At 69.4% G+C, this 18,603-nt stretch carries 12 protein-coding genes; 5 read left to right on the top strand and 7 right to left on the bottom strand.

Features of this window, described 5'->3' with window-relative positions:
* The first annotated feature begins 111 nt into the window (after positions 1–111).
* Both ACFWX1_RS33540 and ACFWX1_RS33535 read left to right on the top strand, forming a co-directional pair.
* On the top strand, positions 112–1,368 hold the full coding sequence (locus ACFWX1_RS33540) for a glycosyltransferase 87 family protein (protein ID WP_378393773.1): 1,257 nt from the start codon (positions 112–114) through the stop codon (positions 1,366–1,368).
* A 174-nt stretch (positions 1,369–1,542) separates the two neighbouring features.
* Positions 1,543–5,862 carry a GH92 family glycosyl hydrolase gene (locus ACFWX1_RS33535; RefSeq protein ID WP_378393772.1) on the top strand — a complete coding sequence of 1,440 codons (4,320 nt, stop codon included), beginning with the start codon at positions 1,543–1,545 and terminating at the stop codon, positions 5,860–5,862.
* A 255-nt stretch (positions 5,863–6,117) separates the two neighbouring features.
* Here ACFWX1_RS33535 and ACFWX1_RS33530 read toward each other — a convergent pair whose 3' ends face one another.
* Positions 6,118–6,882 carry a TetR/AcrR family transcriptional regulator gene (locus tag ACFWX1_RS33530; RefSeq protein ID WP_378393771.1) on the bottom strand — a complete coding sequence of 255 codons (765 nt, stop codon included), beginning with the start codon at positions 6,880–6,882 and terminating at the stop codon, positions 6,118–6,120.
* 101 nt (positions 6,883–6,983) lie between these two features.
* On the opposite strand from ACFWX1_RS33530, the gene ACFWX1_RS33525 reads away from it, so the two are divergent.
* Positions 6,984–7,721, top strand: a complete 738-nt coding sequence (locus ACFWX1_RS33525; protein ID WP_378393770.1) for a hypothetical protein — start codon at positions 6,984–6,986, stop codon at positions 7,719–7,721.
* Here the strand turns inward: ACFWX1_RS33525 and ACFWX1_RS33520 are convergent.
* Positions 7,709–8,038: an antibiotic biosynthesis monooxygenase family protein gene (locus tag ACFWX1_RS33520; protein ID WP_378393769.1), complete on the bottom strand. Its 330-nt coding sequence runs from the start codon at positions 8,036–8,038 to the stop codon at positions 7,709–7,711. The two genes, ACFWX1_RS33525 and ACFWX1_RS33520, sit on opposite strands and share 13 nt — an antisense overlap.
* Positions 8,039–8,141: 103 nt before the next feature.
* Here ACFWX1_RS33520 and ACFWX1_RS33515 point away from each other — a divergent pair, with 103 nt between their 5' ends.
* On the top strand, positions 8,142–11,312 hold the full coding sequence (locus ACFWX1_RS33515) for a GH92 family glycosyl hydrolase (protein WP_378393768.1): 3,171 nt from the start codon (positions 8,142–8,144) through the stop codon (positions 11,310–11,312).
* Entirely contained in the window at positions 11,309–13,369 is a 2,061-nt protein-coding gene (locus ACFWX1_RS33510) for an FUSC family protein (protein WP_378393767.1), read from the top strand. The genes ACFWX1_RS33515 and ACFWX1_RS33510 overlap by 4 nt, the downstream gene beginning before the upstream one ends.
* 9 nt (positions 13,370–13,378) lie before the next feature.
* Here ACFWX1_RS33510 and ACFWX1_RS33505 read toward each other — a convergent pair whose 3' ends face one another.
* The 5 genes from ACFWX1_RS33505 to ACFWX1_RS33485 all read right to left on the bottom strand — a co-directional run bounded on the left by ACFWX1_RS33505 (position 13,379) and on the right by ACFWX1_RS33485 (position 18,432).
* Complete coding sequence (locus ACFWX1_RS33505; protein WP_378393766.1) at positions 13,379–14,497, bottom strand: FAD-dependent oxidoreductase; 1,119 nt, start codon at positions 14,495–14,497, stop codon at positions 13,379–13,381.
* 183 nt (positions 14,498–14,680) lie between these two features.
* Positions 14,681–15,514 (bottom strand): MarR family transcriptional regulator, encoded by an 834-nt coding sequence (locus tag ACFWX1_RS33500; RefSeq protein WP_378393765.1) that lies wholly within the window; start codon positions 15,512–15,514, stop codon positions 14,681–14,683.
* A 125-nt stretch (positions 15,515–15,639) separates the two neighbouring features.
* Entirely contained in the window at positions 15,640–16,704 is a 1,065-nt protein-coding gene (locus ACFWX1_RS33495; protein ID WP_378393764.1) for a serine hydrolase domain-containing protein, read from the bottom strand.
* 10 nt (positions 16,705–16,714) lie between these two features.
* The gene (locus ACFWX1_RS33490) at positions 16,715–17,404 is read right to left on the bottom strand and encodes a hypothetical protein (RefSeq protein ID WP_378393763.1); all 690 of its coding nucleotides are present in this window, start codon (positions 17,402–17,404) and stop codon (positions 16,715–16,717) included.
* A gap of 170 nt (positions 17,405–17,574) precedes the next feature.
* Positions 17,575–18,432: a helix-turn-helix domain-containing protein gene (locus ACFWX1_RS33485; RefSeq protein WP_378393762.1), complete on the bottom strand. Its 858-nt coding sequence runs from the start codon at positions 18,430–18,432 to the stop codon at positions 17,575–17,577.
* Positions 18,433–18,603 lie beyond the last annotated feature (171 nt).

Below are 18,603 nucleotides of genomic sequence, written 5' to 3'. Positions count from 1 at the left end.
GGGTGGGTGGGGGGGGGGTGGGGGTTCCCCGGCGCCCACCGCGGGAGCGACCGGCACCGGGCCGATGGCCCCCACGACACGGCGGCGCGACCCCACCGGGATGATCGCGGGGTGATTCGGGGACGAGAAGGCCCGGCGACGCTCGCCGGAGTGCTGCGCGGGTGGCTCGATCGGCTCGGCGCCCACCGGTGGGCGGTGATCGCCCTGGTCGCGGCGGCCGCGGTGGTGACCGCCGGGGTTCTGACGCTCGTCTGCACCATGTGGCCGGTGGATCTGGAGGTGTACCGGTTCGGCGCGCGGGCACTGGCGCACGGCGAAGACATCTACGGCCCGCTCCCCCCGACCCGAGGCGGTTTCGCGCTGCCGTTCATCTATCCGCCGTTCGCGGCGGTGGTGTTCCTCGTGTTCGCGGTGCTGCCGACGCCGGTGGGTGCCGTGCTGATGCTCGGGATCTCGCTGACGGCGCTGGGCACGACGGTTTACCTCGTGGCCCGGCCGCATACCTCGCGCCGCACCGCCGTGCTCGCCGCGGTTTCGGCCGGGGCGGCGGCCCTGGCCTTCGAACCGGTCCGGGAGACGCTGTGGTTCGGGCAGGTCAATCTCGCGCTCATGGCGCTGGTGGTCTTCGACTGCCTGGGGCCGAAGACCCGCCTGCCGCGTGGGGTGTTGCTGGGCCTGGCCGCGGCCGTGAAGATCACCCCGGCCGGTTTTCTCCTGTTTTTCCTGCTGAGGCGGGATTTCCGGGCCGCGGTGACCACTGTCGTGACCTTCGTGGCCGCGGGTTTGGCCGGGTTCGTGGTGGCGCCGCAGGCGTCGTGGGCCTACTGGTTCGGTGGCGGGCTGACCGGCGCGTCGGGGATGAGCGGGTCGATCTTCGCCACCAACCAGACGATTCAGGGCGCGGTGCACCGGCTCGGGCTGCCGTCGGCGCCCACGCTCGTCCTGGTCGTGCTCGCGACCCTGGCCGCCCTGCTGCTCGCGGCGGGGGCCATGCGCCGGGCCGACGCACCGACGGCGTTCCTGCTGAACGCGGCGGCGGTGCTCGTGTGCTCCCCCATCTCGTGGTCGCATCACTGGGTGTGGATCGTCCCCGCGACCGTCCTGCTCGCCGCCCGCGCCAGGAGCCGCCGCGCGGTGGCCGGGCTGGCGGTCGTGGTCGCGGTGTTCGTCGTCGCACCGCATTCGTTCCTGCCCTCGCAGGGTTTCCGTGAGCTGACCTGGCGGCCGCTGGACCATCTGATCGGGAACAGCTACCTGTTGCTGGCGTTGGGTTTCCTCTGCTGGCAGTTCTTCGCGCTCCGCAGCGCGACACCCGGGCGGGGCACGGCGACGCGGCCGCCGGACTGTCAGGAGACGCGTTCCGCCTGATCCCGCCGTCCCCTCGACGGACCAGCGGGCACGGCCTGCGCTGTCCGTTTTCGGCCAGGTTTGCGCCCGAAGTCTTGACATCGATGTCAGGGCCGGGTTTCGCTTCCTTCGCGCCGCCGGTCCCCCGCCCGCACGGCGCGTCAGGCAGACCTTGGAAGAAAGCTTGGTGCAACGATGCCCCGAAGCGTCAGATCCGTCCACGCGACCCTGGTCGCCGTGGTCGCCGCCACCGGACTGGCCGTTCTCCCGGCGGCCGGTACCGCGGCCGCGGACACCCAGCCACCCGATTTCTCCTCCTCCTTCGAACCGTCGGATCCGCAGCCGTCGTGGGCCGACACCGTTGACACCGACGCGGCGGGCAAGCCGCGGTCCTCGGGGGTCGACGGCGCGAACGGGACCTCGATCCCCGGCGACATCCGGGGCAAGGTGACCGAGACGAGCGCGAGCAACGAGAACACGGGCGGCGGCGAGGTCGTCGCGAACCTGGTCGACGGTTCCCCGGACACGAAGTGGCTGTCCTGGCAGCCGACCGGCTGGGCGCAGGTCGCGCTCTCGGCGCCGACGTCGATCACGCACTACGCGCTGACCTCGGCCAACGACGTGCCGGAGCGGGACCCGAAGGACTGGACGCTGCAGGGCAGCAACGACGGTGCCGCCTGGTCCGATGTGGACAAGCAAAGTGGACAGTCGTTCAGCGCGCGGCTGCAGGAGAAGAGCTACAAGCTCGCGGCGCCGAGCGCGGCGTTCAAGTTCTACCGGCTGAACATCACCGCCAACAACGGTGGCCCGATCCTGCAGCTCGCCGAACTGCTGTTGGCCAACGACGATCCGGCGCCGCCACCGCTGCCGAACATGCGCAGCTTCACCGACAGCGGCCCGACCAGCGGGTACACGAACAAGAACCGCGCGGGGTTCACCGGCGCGAAGGCGTTCCGTTACTCGGGCACCCAGTCCGCGGCCGGGCACGGGTGGTCCTACAACAAGATCTTCGCCGTCGACATCCCGGTGACCGCGTCGACGGAGCTGTCCTACAAGGTGCAGCCACAGTTCGTCACCGGTGACCTGAAGTACCCGAGCACGAACGTCGCGATCGACCTGGCGTTCACCGACGGGACCTATCTGCGTGATCTGGGCGCGGCGGACCAGTACGGCTTCCCGCTGACGCCGGAGGGCCAGGGCGCGAGCAAGATCCTCTACGCCAATCAGTGGAACCTGGTGCGGTCGCTGATCGGCACGGTGGCCAAGGGCAAGACGATCTCGCGGATCCTGGTCGGCTACGACAATCCGAACGGCCCCGGCAGCTTCCAGGGCTGGCTCGACGACGTCAAGATCTCCGCGACACCGACGCCGCCGGCGAGCAAGCGGCCCAGCGACAACGTGCTCACCACGCGCGGCACGATGGCCAACGGCACGTTCTCGCGGGGCAACAACTTCCCGGCGACGGCGGTGCCGCACGGGTTCAACTTCTGGACCCCGGTCACCGACGCGAGTGCCGACCAGAACGGCACACCCCGGTGGCTGTACAACTACCATGCGCAGAACAACGCCCAGAATCTCCCGCAGTTGCAGGCGTTCAGTGTCAGTCACGAGCCGAGCCCGTGGATGGGTGACCGGCAGGTCTTCCAGGTGATGCCGTCCGCGGCCGCCGGGGTGCCGGACGCGAACCGCGACGCGCGGGCGCTGCCGTTCAAACACAGCGACGAGGTCGCGCGGGCGCACTACTACGGCGTGCGGTTCCAGAACGGGATCCAGACCGAGATCGCGCCGGCCGACCACGCGGCGATGTTCCGGTTTTCCTTCCCTGGCACCGATTCCAGCCTGGTCTTCGACAACGCCACCAACGCGGGCGGGCTGACGCTGGACACCGCGACCGGCACGCTGTCCGGCTACACCGACACCGGCGCGTCCGCCGGGGCGGGCCGGATGTTCGTCTACGCGACGTTCGACAAGCCGGTCACGGCGGGCGGCAAGCTCACCGGGCAGGGCCGCGACAACGTCACCGGGTACCTGCGGTTCGACGCCGGTGCCGGCAAGACGGTGCACATGCGGATCGCGACGTCGCTGATCAGCGTCGAGCAGGCGAAGAAGAACCTGGCGCAGGAGATCGCCCCGGCGGCGACGTTCGACTCGGTGCGCGACGCCGCGCAGCGGGCGTGGGACGACCAGCTGAAGGTGATCGAGGTCGAGGGCGCGTCGCAGGATCAGCTCACGACGCTCTACTCGAACCTGTACCGGCTGTTCCTCTACCCGAACTCCGCCTTCGAGAACACCGGCACCGCCGACAAGCCCGCGTACAAGTACGCGAGTCCGGTGTCGCCAAAGTCCGGTGTGGACACTCCGGCCCGGACCGGCTCGAAGATCGTCGACGGCCAGATGTACGTCAACAACGGGTTCTGGGACACCTATCGCACGACGTGGCCGGCGTACTCGCTGCTGAGCCCGGACATGGCGGGCAAGATGGTCGACGGGTTCGTGCAGCAGTACCGCGACGGCGGCTGGATCGCGCGCTGGTCCTCCCCCGGCTACGCGGACCTGATGACCGGGACCAGCTCCGACGTCGCGTTCGCCGACGCCTATCTCAAGGGCGTGCGCAACTTCGACGTCAAATCGGCCTACGACGCGGCGCTGAAGAACGCGACGGTGACGCCGCCGAACTCGGCGGTCGGCCGGAAGGGCCTGGACCAGTCGATCTTCCTCGGGTACACGCCCAACACCACCGGTGAGGGTTTCTCGTGGGCGATGGAGGGTTACGTCAACGACTTCGGCATCGCGAACCTGTCGAAGAAGCTCTACGACGAGGCACCGGCGAACGACCCGCGCAAGGCGGAGTACCTGGAGAACTACGAGTACTTCACCAGCAGGGCACAGCAGTACGTGAACCTGTTCGATCCGGGTGTCGGGTTCTTCCAGGGCAAGAACGCGAGCGGCAAGCCGACCCGGTCGAAGGCCGAGTACGACCCGCGCACCTGGGGCGGGGACTACACCGAGACCGACGGCTGGAACATGGCGTTCACCGCGCCGCAGGACGGTCGGGGCCTGGCGAATCTCTACGGCGGCAAGGACAAGCTGGCGGCCAAACTGGACGCGTTCTTCGCCGACCAGGAGACCGCGAACTTCCCCGGTTCCTACGGCGGGACGATCCACGAGATGCGGGAGGCGCGGGACGTGCGGATGGGCCAGTACGGCCACTCCAACCAGCCCTCGCACCACATCCTCTACATGTACGACTACGCGGGTCAGCCGTCGAAGACGCAGGCGAAGGTGCGCGAGGCGCTCTCGCGGCTCTACAGCGGCAGCGAACTCGGGCAGGGTTACGCGGGCGACGAGGACAACGGCGAGATGTCGGCCTGGTACGTCTTCAGCGCGCTGGGCTTCTACCCGCTGCAGATGGGCAGCCCGGACTACGCGATCGGGTCGCCGCTGTTCACGAAGGCGACGATTCACCTCGCCGGTGGTAAGGACCTGGTGATCAACGCGCCGAAGAACAACGCGAAGAACGTCTACGTCCAGTCGCTGAGGGTGAACGGCCAGCCTTATACCTCGACGTCGCTGTCGCAGGATCTGCTGGCTCGGGGCGGGACGCTCGACTTCGACATGGGCCCGAATCCGTCGAAGTGGGGTACCGGCCCGAACGACGCGCCGAAGTCCATCACCACCGGTGACGCGGTGCCGGCGCCGCTGCACGACGAGACCGGGCCCGGCAGGGGCACGGTGTCCACTTCGGACGGTTCGGACGCCTCGGCGTTGTTCGACAACACGTCGCGGACCGAGGCTCGGGTCACGGGCGCGGTGCAGTACCAGCTCAAGTCGTCGAAGGAGGCGGTCACGCACTACACGCTGACCTCGCCGAAGGGCGCCGGGGACGTGAAGGGCTGGGTGCTGAAGGGTTCCTACGACGGCAAGACGTGGGCGGTCGCCGACGAGCAGAAGAACCAGTCGTTCGCCTGGCGGCAGCAGACGCGATCGTTCAAGGTGGCCAAGCCCGCGCACTACAGCTACTACCGGCTGGAGGTCACCGCGACCACCGGCGGGACCGCGTCGCTCGCCGAGGTCGAACTGCTCGGCAAGCCGGACGCGGCGTGCACGCAGACCGTCACCGGCACCCACCAGGGCCCGCTCACGGTGTCGAGCGGCACGACGTGCCTGGAGGACGCGACGGTGACCGGCCCGGTGACGGTGGCGCGGGGCGCGAGCCTGGTGGCACACGGCGGGACGATCTCGGGGCCGCTGTCGGCCTCGGGTGCCGACCAGGTGGTGCTGGTCGGGACGAAGGTGGGCGGTCCGGTGTCGATCACCGGCGCCACCGGCACGGTGTCGATCGAGCAGGCCGAGATCGGCGGTCCGCTCGCGTTGACCGGCAACCGGGGCCCGGTGGTGACGTCGAGTGCGATCGGCGGTCCGCTGGCCTGCACGGGCAACACGCCCGCGCCGACCGACTACGCGCTGGGCAACACCGTCCGCGGTCCCGCCGCGGGCCAGTGCTCGGCGCTGTAGTCGGCTGACATGCCGAGGGACGCCCTGGGTGCGTTGGATGCGACCAGGGCGTCCCTCGGCGCATCGAGCGCACCGAAGGGGGCCCTCGGCACCCACGGCGCAGTCACGCTGAAAGTCGCGAAGAGGACCACTGTCCACAAAGGATGAAGAGGGCGGCGAAAAGCCCGGTTATCGCGCATTTGCCCGTATTTGACCCACTATCCATAGAGGGCAGTCCGAGTCGCTCTTCCGGGTGGGCCGTTGACGTGCCGGGATTTAGCTGCGGTTCGTGGTGATGCGGGCTTCGATGCCGTCGAGGATGGTGTCGAGGCCGAAGGCAAGCGTGTGTTCGGGGTCGTCGGCCGCGTTGAAGTGCGCGCCGACCGCGGCGCCGACGCGGGCGGACACGGCGAGGTCGTCGTCGGTCATGACCTGCTCGAGGACCGGGGCGACGACACTCCACCATTCGGCGTCCGACATCCCGGAGTCGGCGCGGGCCCGCGACGTGCTCCGATGCGCGCGGGCCGCACTGGCGACGTGGCCGAGTACCAGGGTCAGGGCGGCGTCCATCTCGACGTCGGACAGGCCGATGCCGTCCAGCGGTCGTAGCTCGGTCTCGTATTTCCGGCTGATGTTCGGCCCGAGGTGCGGCCGGGAGGAACGGATGTCGAGCAGCCACGGGTGCCGCTCGTAGAGGGACCAGTTCCGTTCGGCGACGAACTTCATCGCCGAGCGCCAGTCGCCGACACGCGCGGCGGTCCCGACGCCGTCCTCGTAGAGCTCGCCGAGGACCGAGTCGACCATGAGCGTGGTGAGTTCGTCCTTGCCGGGGACGTGCCCGTAGAGCGACATCGCGCCGACGCCGAGATGCTCGGCGACCTTCCGCATCGAGACGGCGTCGAGCCCGTCGGCGTCGGCGATTTCGATACCGGCGGCGACGATCGCGGACACGGTGAGGCCGGAGCGGCCGGGTGCGGGGTGATGTCCCCACAGCAGGTAGATGCTGCGCGCCAGATCCGGCGCCGGGGAACGGCGAACCACCGCGGAGGTCTCCTTCCGAACCGCCTTGCCTCTTCCGTACACCGTACCGTACAGTGGCTTGCGTACACCGTACGGTACGGTGTACCGCCAAGGGGGAACGAATGGCCGACGAACTGACCGTGCCGCTGCTGCCCTGCCGGTCCATCGACGAGATCGCCGAGTTCTACGAAATGCTCGGTTTCACCCGGACCTACTACCAGGCCCGCCCCTACTCGTGCGTGTCGCTGAAGCGCGAGGACATTCAACTGCAGTTCTTCGGCATGCCCGATTTCAAGCCCGAAGACTCCTACGGAAGCTGCCTGGTGATCGTGCCCGACACCGGCGAGCTGTTCCGCGCCTTCGCCGACGGGATGCGTGCCGTCCACGGCAAGCTGCTCGTCTCCGGGATTCCGCGGATTACCAGGCCACGTAAGCGGAAGAACGCCGGGAACCTGTCCGGGTTCGCCGTCGTCGACCCCGGCGGGAACTGGATCAGGATCTTCGCCGCCAAGGCCGATCCCGCCGACGAGGCACCGGCCGGGAACAAGCTCGCCGAGGCCCTCCGGAATGCCGTGGTCATGGGCGATTCCCGAGGCCACGAGGCACAGGCCACGCGAATCCTGGACAACGCACTGCGCCGCGCCGGGGAGGAGACGGCCCTGCCGGGCGACCTGCTGGAAGCGCTGGCCTACCGCGCCGAACTCGCCGTGCGGACCGGCGACCCGGCCGCCGCCCGCCCGTTCCTCGACCAGGCGAGCGAGATACCGCTCACCGACGCCGAGCGGACCGCCCACGCCACCACGCTCGCGAGCCTTCAGGACCTCACGGCCACCGTGGCGCGCCCCGATCAGGACCGCTGAAAGCCGTAAGCACGCTCCACCCTGGCGACCTCGATGTGGTAGTCGGCGTACCATCGCTGTTTGCCGAGCCGTTGCGCCTCGAGGTGCTCGGTGTGCCGCTGCCACGCGGTGATCGACTCCGTGTCGCGGTAGTACAGGACCGTGAGCTCCCTGCCGTCGGCGCCGGTCTGTGACTCGCGCCCGAGATACCCCGGCTGCCGCGCGCCCAGCTCGGCCATCCGCACGGCCATGGCCGCGTAGCCGTCGGGATCCTCGCCGCTCAAAGCACTGCTGATGACCACCGCGTAGTAGGGCGGTTCGGGTCTGGTGAAGGACACCAGCCGGATCCTAGAAACTCGAAATTCCTTCATCAACATCTTTCCGTCCACCGGACACTCCGGCCCGGCCGGGGGCGGTGACGCGCCGCCCACCGCCCTTGGCATGCCGACTCGGCCGAACGGCGGATACGGTGAGCGGGTGACGGTCACCGGGTTCTTCTCCTCTTTCGAGTCGGGTGATCCGCAGCCAGTGGACCCGGCCCTGCGCGTCGGCGCCGGGCCGGAACGCTCCCCGACCGCGAAGACCGGCGTCGGCTACACCGGGGCTCGCGCGCTCAGGTACGCCGGCACGCTCTGGACGACGCTGTTCGACCTCGACCTCGAGGTCACCGAGCACAGTGAACTGTCCTATGTGGTCTTCCCGGAGCCGGACGACGGACCCAGCTACCGCAGCACCTACGTCGCACTCGACGTCGAATTCGAGGACGGCGCCACGGCCGGGTTCTCGGCCACCGAACAAGGCGACGCAAAGACGCTCTACGTCGGTCAGTGGAACCTCGTCCGCCACCGCCTTGGCGCCTTCGCCGGACGTCGTGCCCGGCGGATCACGCTGGTGACCGCGCCGCCGCCCGGGGACGGCGAACCGTGCGGCTGGCTCGACGACGTCCGTATCGCCGAGCGGGTGATCGAGCCGCGCGAGCAGGTGGACCACGTCCGCACGACCCGCGGCACGCACTCCAGCGGCGAGTTCTCGCGGGGCAACACCTTCCCCGCGACGGCGGTGCCGCACGGGTTCAACTTCTGGACCCCGGTCACCGACGCCGGCGCCACGGACTGGATCTACTCCTACCACCGGCACAACACGCCCGAAAACCGGCCGGCGCTGCAGGCCTTCGCGCTCAGCCACCAGCCCAGCCCGTGGATGGGCGACCGGCACACCTTCCAGATCATGCCCGGAATCGGCCCGGTCGAACCCGGCCGGAAGCAGCGTGCGCTCACGTTCTCGCACGACGAGGAGACCGACCGGCCGCATCACTACGGTGTCCGGTTCGACAACGGCGTCACCGCCGACCTCGCCCCTGCCGAGCACGCCGCGATCCTCCGCTTCACCTTCCCCGGCGAACGCGGCTGGCTGCTGTTCGACAACGCCCGCAACCGCGGCGGCCTGCGCCTGCACCCGGCGACCGGGGTCGTCACCGGGCACACCTGGGTGCGGAGCAGGCTCTCGGCCGGCGCGCGCCGCATGTTCGTCTACGCCGAAACCGACATCCCAGCCCGCCACGGCGGCAAGATCCGCCGTCCGCCCTGGCGGACCGTCACCGGCTATCTGGAGTTCGACGCGCCCGCGGTGACGCTGCGGATCGCGACCTCGCTGATCAGTCTCAAGCAGGCCAAACGCAATCTCGCGCTGGAAATCCCCGCCGGGACGACGTTCGAGCACGTCCGCGACCAGGCCCGCGCACAGTGGCAGGAACTACTCGGCCGCGTCGAGATCGAGGGCGCCACCGAGGACCAGCTCACGACGTTCTACTCGAATCTCTACCGCCTGTTCCTCTACCCGAACATCGCGCACGAGAACACCCCGAACGGGATCCGCCACGCCAGCCCGGTCATCCGCCGCCTGCTGCCCAGCACCCGGACCCGCACCGGCGCGAAGATCGTCGACGGTGAAATGTACGTCAACAACGGCTTCTGGGACACCTACCGCACCACCTGGCCCGCCTACGCCCTGCTCACGCCCCGCCGCTGCGGCCGGATGATCGACGGGTTCGTCCAGCAGTACCGCGAAGGCGGCTGGATCTCCCGGTGGTCCTCCCCCGGCTACGCCAACCTCATGACCGGCACCAGTTCCGACGTCGCCTTCGCCGACGCCTACCTCAAGGGAGTCCGCGGCTTCGACGTCGAAACCGCCTACGACGCGGCCGTGAAGAACGCCACCGTCACCCCGCCGACCCAGGCCGTGGGCCGCAAGGGACTCGACCGGTCCCTCTTCCTCGGCTGCACGCCCACGTCCGTCCACGAAGGACTGTCGTGGGCACTCGAAGGCTGTATCAACGACTTCGGCCTCGCCAACCTCTCCGACGCCCTCGCCCGTGAAAGCGAAGGGCACCGCGCCCGGGTGTACGCCGACAACGCGGCCTACTTCCGTCAGCGCGCCCAGCAGTACGTCAACCACTTCGACCCGGAGGTCGGGTTCTTCCAGGGACGCAACCGGGACGGCAGCCGCCACTTCCCCGCCCACGGCTACGACCCCGAGGCCTGGGGCGGCGATTTCACCGAAACCAACTCCTGGAACACCGCCTTCTCGGTTCCCCACGACGGCCCCGGGCTCGCCGCGCTCCACGGTGGACACGCCGCGCTCGAAGCCAAGCTCGACACGTTCTTCGCCACGCCCGAGACCGGGCGCAAACCCGGCTCGTACGGCGGGATCATCCACGAGATGACCGAGGCCCGCGACGTCCGCATGGGCCAGTACGGCCACTCCAACCAGCCGTCCCACCACATCCCGTACGTCTACAACCTCGCCGGAGCGCCGACGAAAACCCAGCGCGTCGTCCGCGAGATCCTCCGGCGGCTCTACCTCGGCAGCGACCTCGGCCAGGGCTACTGCGGGGACGAGGACAACGGCGAGATGTCCGCGTGGTACGTCTTCAGCGCGCTCGGCTTCTACCCGCTCGCGGTCGGCAGCCCGCGCTACGCCCTCGGCGCCCCCCTGTTCCGTAACGTCATCATCCACCTCGAAAACGGGAAGGACCTCGTCATCCGTGCCCCCGGCAACACCGCGGACACCTGCTACGTCAGCGGCCTCACCCTCGACGGCGAACCCTGCGACACCACCACCGTCGCCCATGCCGCCCTCACCCGCGGCGCCGTCCTCGAGTTCGACCTCACCACCTCTCCCACCGGCTGGGGACGGCCACCCGCGCCGCCCGCCGATCCCGCCCCGCTGACCGACCTCACCGGCACCGCCCGCTCCGCCCACGGCGACACCACGCCGTTGTTCGACGACACCTCCCGCACCGAGACGACCTTCCGCACCGCCACCCCGACTATCGCATTCACCCCCGACAATCCCGACCACGAACTCGTCATGTACACGCTCACCTCCGGCCTCGGCGCGGGCGATCCCCGCGCCTGGGTCCTCGAAGGCTCACCCGACGGCCACCACTGGACCACCCTCGACGAACGACGCGACGAACTGTTCCGCTGGCGCCGCCAGACCCGGCCGTTCGTCCTCGGCACCCCCGCCACACACCCGCACTACCGGCTGCGCGTCACCGCCGCGACCCGGCGCCACGTCAGCCTCGCCCAGTGGGAGCTCCTCGCCCGATGATCAGAAATCTCCACGACCGCATCACCGCGTCCGACCCCGGCCTGGTCCGGCTCCGCGTCGGCCTGTCCGCCGTGCTGGGCATCGTCATCGCGATCCTCGCCCTGCTGCCCGTCCACCTGCCGCTGACGATCATGCTCGTCGGTGCCATCTCCGCGATGACGACCGCGTTCACCGTCAACGACACCACCCCCGGAGCCCAGGCCGTCACCCTCGGACTCGCCTGGGTCACCGGCGCCGCCACCGTCACCATCGCCAGCCTCGGCGCGACGATGCCGCCGCTCAACAGCGTTCTCATCGTCGTGCTGATCTTCTTCGCCGTCTACGCCCAGCGCTTCGGGCCCCGCGGCATCGCACTCGGCTCGGTCGGCTTCTTCCTGTTCTTCTTCGCGATGTTCCTGCAGACCCACATCAAGCAGGTCCCCGAAGTCCTGCTCGCGCTCACCGTGGGCATCGCCGCCAACGCGCTGGTCCGGTTCGTCACCCTGCGCCGCAACGCCGACGCCGAACTCCTCCGCGTCCGACGCGCCTTCCGTGCCCGCCTGGCCACCGTCGTCCGCGGCTGCGAGGCCTATTTAGCTGTCGACGGCAGCGACCGCACCAGGAAGCAACTGCGCACCGCCTACAACCGCCTGCACGAATGCGTCCTGCTCATCGAGGACTCTGCCCCCGACGTCGTCGGCGAAGAGGTCGCCGGCAGGCTGCGCCGCCGCGCCATCGAAGTCGAACTCGCCGTCCAATGGCTCGTCATCACCGTCCAGCGCACCTGCAGCAAGGACCTCACCGAGGAAACCCGCGACGACCTCATCGCCCGCCTGGCCCGCTTCCGCGCGCTGATGGAACGCGACCCCCGCGAACTCCCGCTGATCAGCCAGACCGGCGAGTACAGCCGCATGCTCGTCGAAGGCAGCCGCATCGACGAACGCGCCAAACCCGGCGACGGCGTCCGCCGCGCCATCGCCGAACTCGCCCTCGCCGACGACCGCGCCCAGCGCGCAGCCGAGCGAGAAGCCACTTTGGACAGTCCATACGACCCCGACGAGGCCGAGGAGCCCACCCCGGCGTTCGCCTACGACAACCGCACGCGCAGCGCCATCCAGGCCGTCATCGGCGGCGGGCTCGCCGTGCTCGGCGGCGAACTCGTCTCGCATCAACGCTGGTACTGGGCCGTGCTCACCGTGTTCGTCGTGTTCATCGGCACCTCGTCGTCGGGTGCCACCTTCGTCAAGGGCGCCCGGCGCGTCGGCGGCACCCTCATCGGCATCTTCGGCGGCATGCTGCTCGCCCTGCTCGTCGGCGGCAACCTCCCCGCCACGCTCACGCTGATCCTGGTGTGCGTGTTCGGTATGGTCTACACCTCCCGCGTGTCCCAGGTGGTGATGTCCTTCTTCATCACCTGCATGCTCGGCCTGCTCTACAGCCTGCTCGGCACGTTCAGCCTCGAAGTGCTGTGGATCCGCGTCGCCGAAACCGCCGTCGGCGCTACCGCGGGCATCCTCGCCGCACTCGTCATCCTCCCGGTCCGCACCCGCTCGGTCATGCTCGACGACATCGGCACTGTGCTGGACGACCTCCACGAGTTCCTCGAAAAGACCGAGAAACTGTTGTCCGGTGAGGAGAACGTCAACATCGTCGAGCTGTCCCGCGACATCGACCGCGACGTCGACACCCTCCGCACGACAGTCGAACCGCTCACCCACCCCGTCAATCTGCACAGCGCCCGCCGCGACTACGGCTGGCACGTCCTCACCACGGCCGAGACCATCGCCTTCCGCGCGCGCCACGTCGCCGCCCGCGCCGAACCCGGCCAGCTCACCGGCCCCGTCGCCGACCGGCTGAAACTGTTCACCGGACGCTTGCTCGCCAACATCGACAAGATCCGGGAAGCCGTCGGCGAACCGGGAAAGACGGTCAAACCGCTCATCCGCGACGACGGCACCCCGGTGGCCGACCGCATCGACCACGCCGAGACCCGGGCTGTGCTCTCCAGCCTCAGCCACCTCGACGAAGGACTGATCGCTCTCGGCCGGGCCTTCGGCGTCGAGGCCAAGAACCCGTGAGCCCCGCCCTCAAGAGCGTCCGAACAGCCTGACCACGCTGTTCGGCGCCTCCTGGCCGAAGAAGGTCTCGAGATTGTGCGCCGATTGGGCGGCGATCTCGTGGCTGCGGGGGAAAAGCCGCTTCTCGTAGGCGGCGAGCGCGGTCTCGACGTCGGGCTGCCCGGCCAGCTCGCGCGCCAGGTCGGCGCCGTCGTACATGGCGAGGTTGGCGCCTTCGCCGGCGAAGGGCGACATCAGGTGCGCGGCGTCGCCGACGAGCGTCACGCCCGGCACCCGGTCCCAGCTGATCCCGACAGGGAGCGCGTGGATCGGCCGGAGCCACGGCTCCGCGTCACTGCCTGTCACGAACGCGGTGAGCAGCGGCGACCAGCCATCGAACTCGTGGGCGAGGCGGCGGAGACCGGCGGCCGGGTCACCGAAGTCGATCGACCGCATCCACTCCTCGGGCTTGTTCAGCGCTACGTAACCGCGCACACCGCCGTCCGCGTCGCGGTGGGCGATGATGCCCTGGCCCGGCGCGACCGCCATCAGGGTGCCGCCGCCGATCGTGGCCACGCTCGCCCGGTGGTCTCCGCCCGAGGCGAGGGCGATCTCGACGAAGCAGGTGCCGCTGTAGCGCGGCTGGGCCTCGGTGAGCAGCGGCCGGACCTTCGACCAGGCGCCGTCCGCACCGACGACGACGTCGGCGCGGACGGTGGAACCCACCGTGAAGGTGAGGTCGAAGCCGCCCGCCGGGTGGTGCCGGAGCGCGGTGAGTTTGTGGCCCCAGTGGATGGTCCCGGGGGCGAGCGAGTCGATGAGCAGGCGCCGGAGTTCACCGCGATCCACCTCGGGGCGGGCCGAACGGGGGTCCGCGGGCCGGTCGAGCAGGATCGTGCCGTGGCGGTCGACGACGCGCTTGGCGTCCTCGCCTGGCCGGACCAGGGCGCGGAACTCGTCGTACAAGCCCGCCGCGCGGAGCGCGACCTGCCCGGTTTCTTCGTGGATGTCGAGCAGACCGCCCTGGGCGCGCGCCGTCGCCGACGCCTCACCCTCGTAGATCGTGGCGGCGACGCCGTGGGCTTGGAGTACCCGGGCGAGCGTCAGCCCGCCCAGTCCTGCTCCGACGATGGTGACGGTCTTCTGCATGGTGCGCTCCTCGGTTGCGGTCGACACCGGGAGCGGGCGGGACGCCCGATCTCGGCATGGAGACGCTCACCGATCGGAACCGTCCTGCATCGATGTGTGCGCGATGTCCGGCGAGCAACGCTGCGGGACATCGTTTTTCGCGACACCACGAATCTTACCTGGCTTCGGATTCTACGGCGACCGCTACCAGGGATAGGTGGCCTGGAGAGTGGCCGAGACGGGGGCGAGGTCGGTGGTGAGGTGGTCGAGTTCGGCAGGGCTCAGCGCGTTGTACGGCGCCTCCGCGAGCCGGTCGGTCAGTGCCTCGACTCGTTCCTTCGTGGCCCGCCCGGCAGGGGTGAGCCAGCCGTCGGCCCCGACGAGGCCGCGGGTGCGCATGCCGTCGATGACCGCGTTCAGCTGTGCGGCGGGGAGATGGTGGACCCGGCCGAACTTGTGCGCGGGCATGTCGACGGAGAGGGCGTGGAGCACGTGAGCTTCGGTCCCGCCAACGCCCTCGGCCACCAAAGCGACGGTGTGGCCGTCGCCGCGATGCTCGCGGAGCAGGGTGGCGGCGTGCCACAGCCGGGCGATCGGCTCCTGCGGTACCGGGAGCGCGCGAAGCGCGGCATAGAGGGGGCGTCCTTCGACGGGTGCGCTGGTCGCCGCTCGCAGCAGGAGATCGGCGGCGCGCGCGATGGCGGGGCCATCGGCGAGGTCACCGAGGATCCGCCGCATCGCCGCGACGCAGCCACGCTCGCGAGCGGCCAGCGCCGCCTCGGGCGTGGTCAGGTCCCAGACCCGCGGGATGTGCCGTGCCACCTCGCCGGGAGCGAAGCTGTAGAAGATCGCGTGGACCACCTCGGCGGGCACCGACCGGCCGAGGGGTGCGGCTCGCCCGGCGAAGTAGGCGTCCCACGGGTTACGCAGACCCAGCGCCATCAGGTCGTCGTCGGAGCCCTCGGCGAGGTAGGGCACCAGACCGATCGGCTCGATCAGGTCGTACATGCGGCGGGCGACGGGTTCCGGGTGCGACATCTCGTCTCCTGTGCTCGTGGCGGCGCCCTCGTGGCGGCCGCTCACCTGCTCCACGAACGGCTCACCCAGGATCCGACACCAAGAGCTTTGCCAATCTGGTCGGGCACCCGTCGACCACGCCGGAGTCAGGCCGCAGCGGGAGTGACACTCGCCGAGACCTCGGCGAGCAGGCGTCCGATGTTCTCGTTCCAGCGTGAGCACAGGACGAGGTCACGGGCTGGGTCGACCCACAACAGATGCCTGCCCCCGTTCCCCCGGGCACCGCGCCCGGTCCGCGGCGCCATCGGCCAGGGCTTGCGCTCGTCGTTCAACCACCACAGGTAGCCGTACTCGGGTTTGACCTCGCACGGCGACCACGAACGCCGGATCCACTCAGCACTGATCAGCTGCCGCTCGCCGGCCCGGCCGCCGTCGAGATACAGCTGGCCGAGCAGTGCGAAATCGGCGGCGGAAACGAACAGGCCGCCGCCCCAGTGCGCGCCGCCGCTCACCACCGCGACCGACGTGCCATTCACGTCGACGAACGAATTGCGATAGCCGTGCCAGGACCAGGTCGATGACGCGCCGAGCGGGCTCATCACGGTGTCTCGCAATACGTCTTCGAGCGAACGCCCCAGCAGCACGGTGAGAGCGTAGGTGAGCAGGTTCATCCGGACGTCGTTGTAGGCCCAGCCCTCCCCTGGCGGAGTCCCATGGACCTCGGTGCCCTCACGGAAGCTCTGCAGGTCAGCCGAAGTCGGCTTGGTCCAGAGCGTGCCCTCCCACTGGCTCGTCTGCTGGAGCAAGTGTTCCCAGGTGATGTCCCGTGCCGCGCCCTCGGCGAACTCGGGCAGGCCGAGGACATCGTGTACCGGCTGATGAGGTACGAGCAGTTCGGCATCGTATGCGGCTCCGGCCACCACGGACGCGACGCTCTTCGTGGCGCTGAACGCCATTTCGGGCCTCGAAGGGTCACCCCAGGTGGCCACCTCTCTGCCACCGAAACGGACCACGCCGCTACCATCGGCCGCGTCGAGCAACGGCCCGATGACCTCGGTGTGACTGGCGTCGGCTACCTGAGTCGCCAGATAGCTTTCCATGTCGCGCGCGGCTTCGGTCCAGGTGCACGTGGTGGTCTCGATCGCCCGGCTCAGCTTGGCCTGATCCAGAACAGCCCCAGAAGCGCTCGTGATGATGTCCGGCCCCGTCACCACCGACCCCCTATCCGACCTTCGCCCGCTCGCGCATCCGGCGGCGAGCCACCACGAGCACGAGCACCACTTCCACCGCGGTCACCACCAGGCCGAGCAGCACCGCCGTGGTGTTGCCGGACTGCGCCCGTTCGAGCATCTGCTGGTAGTCGAACACGCCACTGTCACTACGACCGGGCGGGATCTGGCAGACGTCGCCGGGGCTCATCGTCCGGCCGTCGCAGCTGGGCGACGCGCCGCTGTCCACGAGACTCGTGATCAGCAGGAACGGCCCGAGCAACACCGCCAGCCCGAACAGGGCCACGGCGACCACGAGCACCAGTGCGTTGTCCCGGACCCGCTTGAGCACACTCGCGCCGCTCCCGGAACTCAATCCGCGTACCAGCGCATCCCGGTTCCGGTCGACGTAGGCGGCCGCTTCACTGTCCACTGTGGTCCCTGCCGGGACCTCGAAGACGATCCACGCATCGGGCGGGCACCGCACGACGACCGGCGCCCCTGGCCGGATCACCCGCAGCATGGGCGCGGCCTTCGCCGCGGGCGCGTCCGGCAACGCGCCGTCCAGGTGCCGCTGCAGATGCGCCCGAGCCTGCTCCTGCGTGGGGAACGCCTCGAAGTACGGGATCACTTCCAGCCCGTCTTCGCGACGGCTGCTGGGGTAGACCCACATCCAGCCCCACACCGACTCCTGTCCCGCCATCCGCGCCCCGATTCAGTTATGGACACCCTGTTCGCGGCGAGACGCTAATGACGGCCGATGAAATCGCAATGAAACCGCCCCAACGCCGGGATCACCGCTCGCGCAGCGACTGCACCACCGCTGTCGTCGTACCGGCAAGCTCTGCACGGAGCAACACGCAGTCCGTCATCCTAGCCCTGCATCCGCTCGTATTCACTCGCGTACCGTGCAAGCTGGCGGGCCGTTTCAGTCTCGCTCAACGCGCCCTGCTCCAGGCTCGACGCGACCTCATAGAAGGCTTCCACCGCAGGCCGATGGTCGATGAACAGGGCAGCCACGTACACGTCGATGTAGGCAAGCGCCGGATGGTCGTCGTAGTCCATCATCCGGAACGGGGTCGGGAACGCACGGAACCGGGGCAAGGACTCGGGCACGAGCCTGAGGGAGCAACGCGGCAGGTTCATCGCCAGCGTCAGGTACTGCACCTGCTCGTGCATCACCGCCGGGCCGCCAACCCCCTCCCGGATGGCACGCTCGTGCACGTAGAAGGTGCAGTGCGGCGGATTCCGTTTCTCGAGCAGGTTCTGCCGGTCCATCCGCGCGCCGACCAGCCGATCGATCCGATCCGTTGCGACCGCCTGACTCGCCTCGAAGGCCGCGCGCGCGTAGCCTTCGGTCTGAAGCAGGCCAGGAATGCTCATGGGTTCGTATTCGGCGATCGCCTGGGCCAGGTTCTCCTGGATGATCAGCGACTTCAGCGGGTCGACCAGGCTGTCGAAGTACGGCCGCACCCAGTACAGATCGCCGTTCGGCACCGCGGTCAGGTCGATGATGCGCTCGCGTTCGGCTCTCGGCGCACCACAGATGGCCAGGTACACCGCCGCGTCGGTGGCGGAGATGGCCCGGCGGCCGTTCTCGTAGAAGGAGAGACTCGACAACGGCAGTCCCGTCTGCCGCGAGAGCTCCCGGCAGGTCAGATCGTTGGACTCCCGCCAGGTCTTCAGTTCGAACCCGACTTCCCGGTACCGCGCGGTGGATGGATTGCTCATGGAAGGGACGCTAGAGCGGCCACGCCACACCGACCGCCAAGCCACGCGCGGATTCACCGCAAGGGAGTCCGGTGTCTCCGGCCCGGAACACAGCGGAGCCGGGGGGGGGCGGCGCGGCGTGCGCGCGCGGGCGCGCCGCGAGGCGGGCCGGGGGGGCGCGGGAGCAGGCGC

Origin of the sequence: Amycolatopsis sp. NPDC059021 (assembly GCF_042739895.1) — a bacterium.
GTDB lineage: Bacteria > Actinomycetota > Actinomycetes > Mycobacteriales > Pseudonocardiaceae > Amycolatopsis.
The sequence above is the reverse complement of the archived record's forward strand: the minus strand, read 5'-3'. Positions and strand labels throughout refer to the sequence as shown.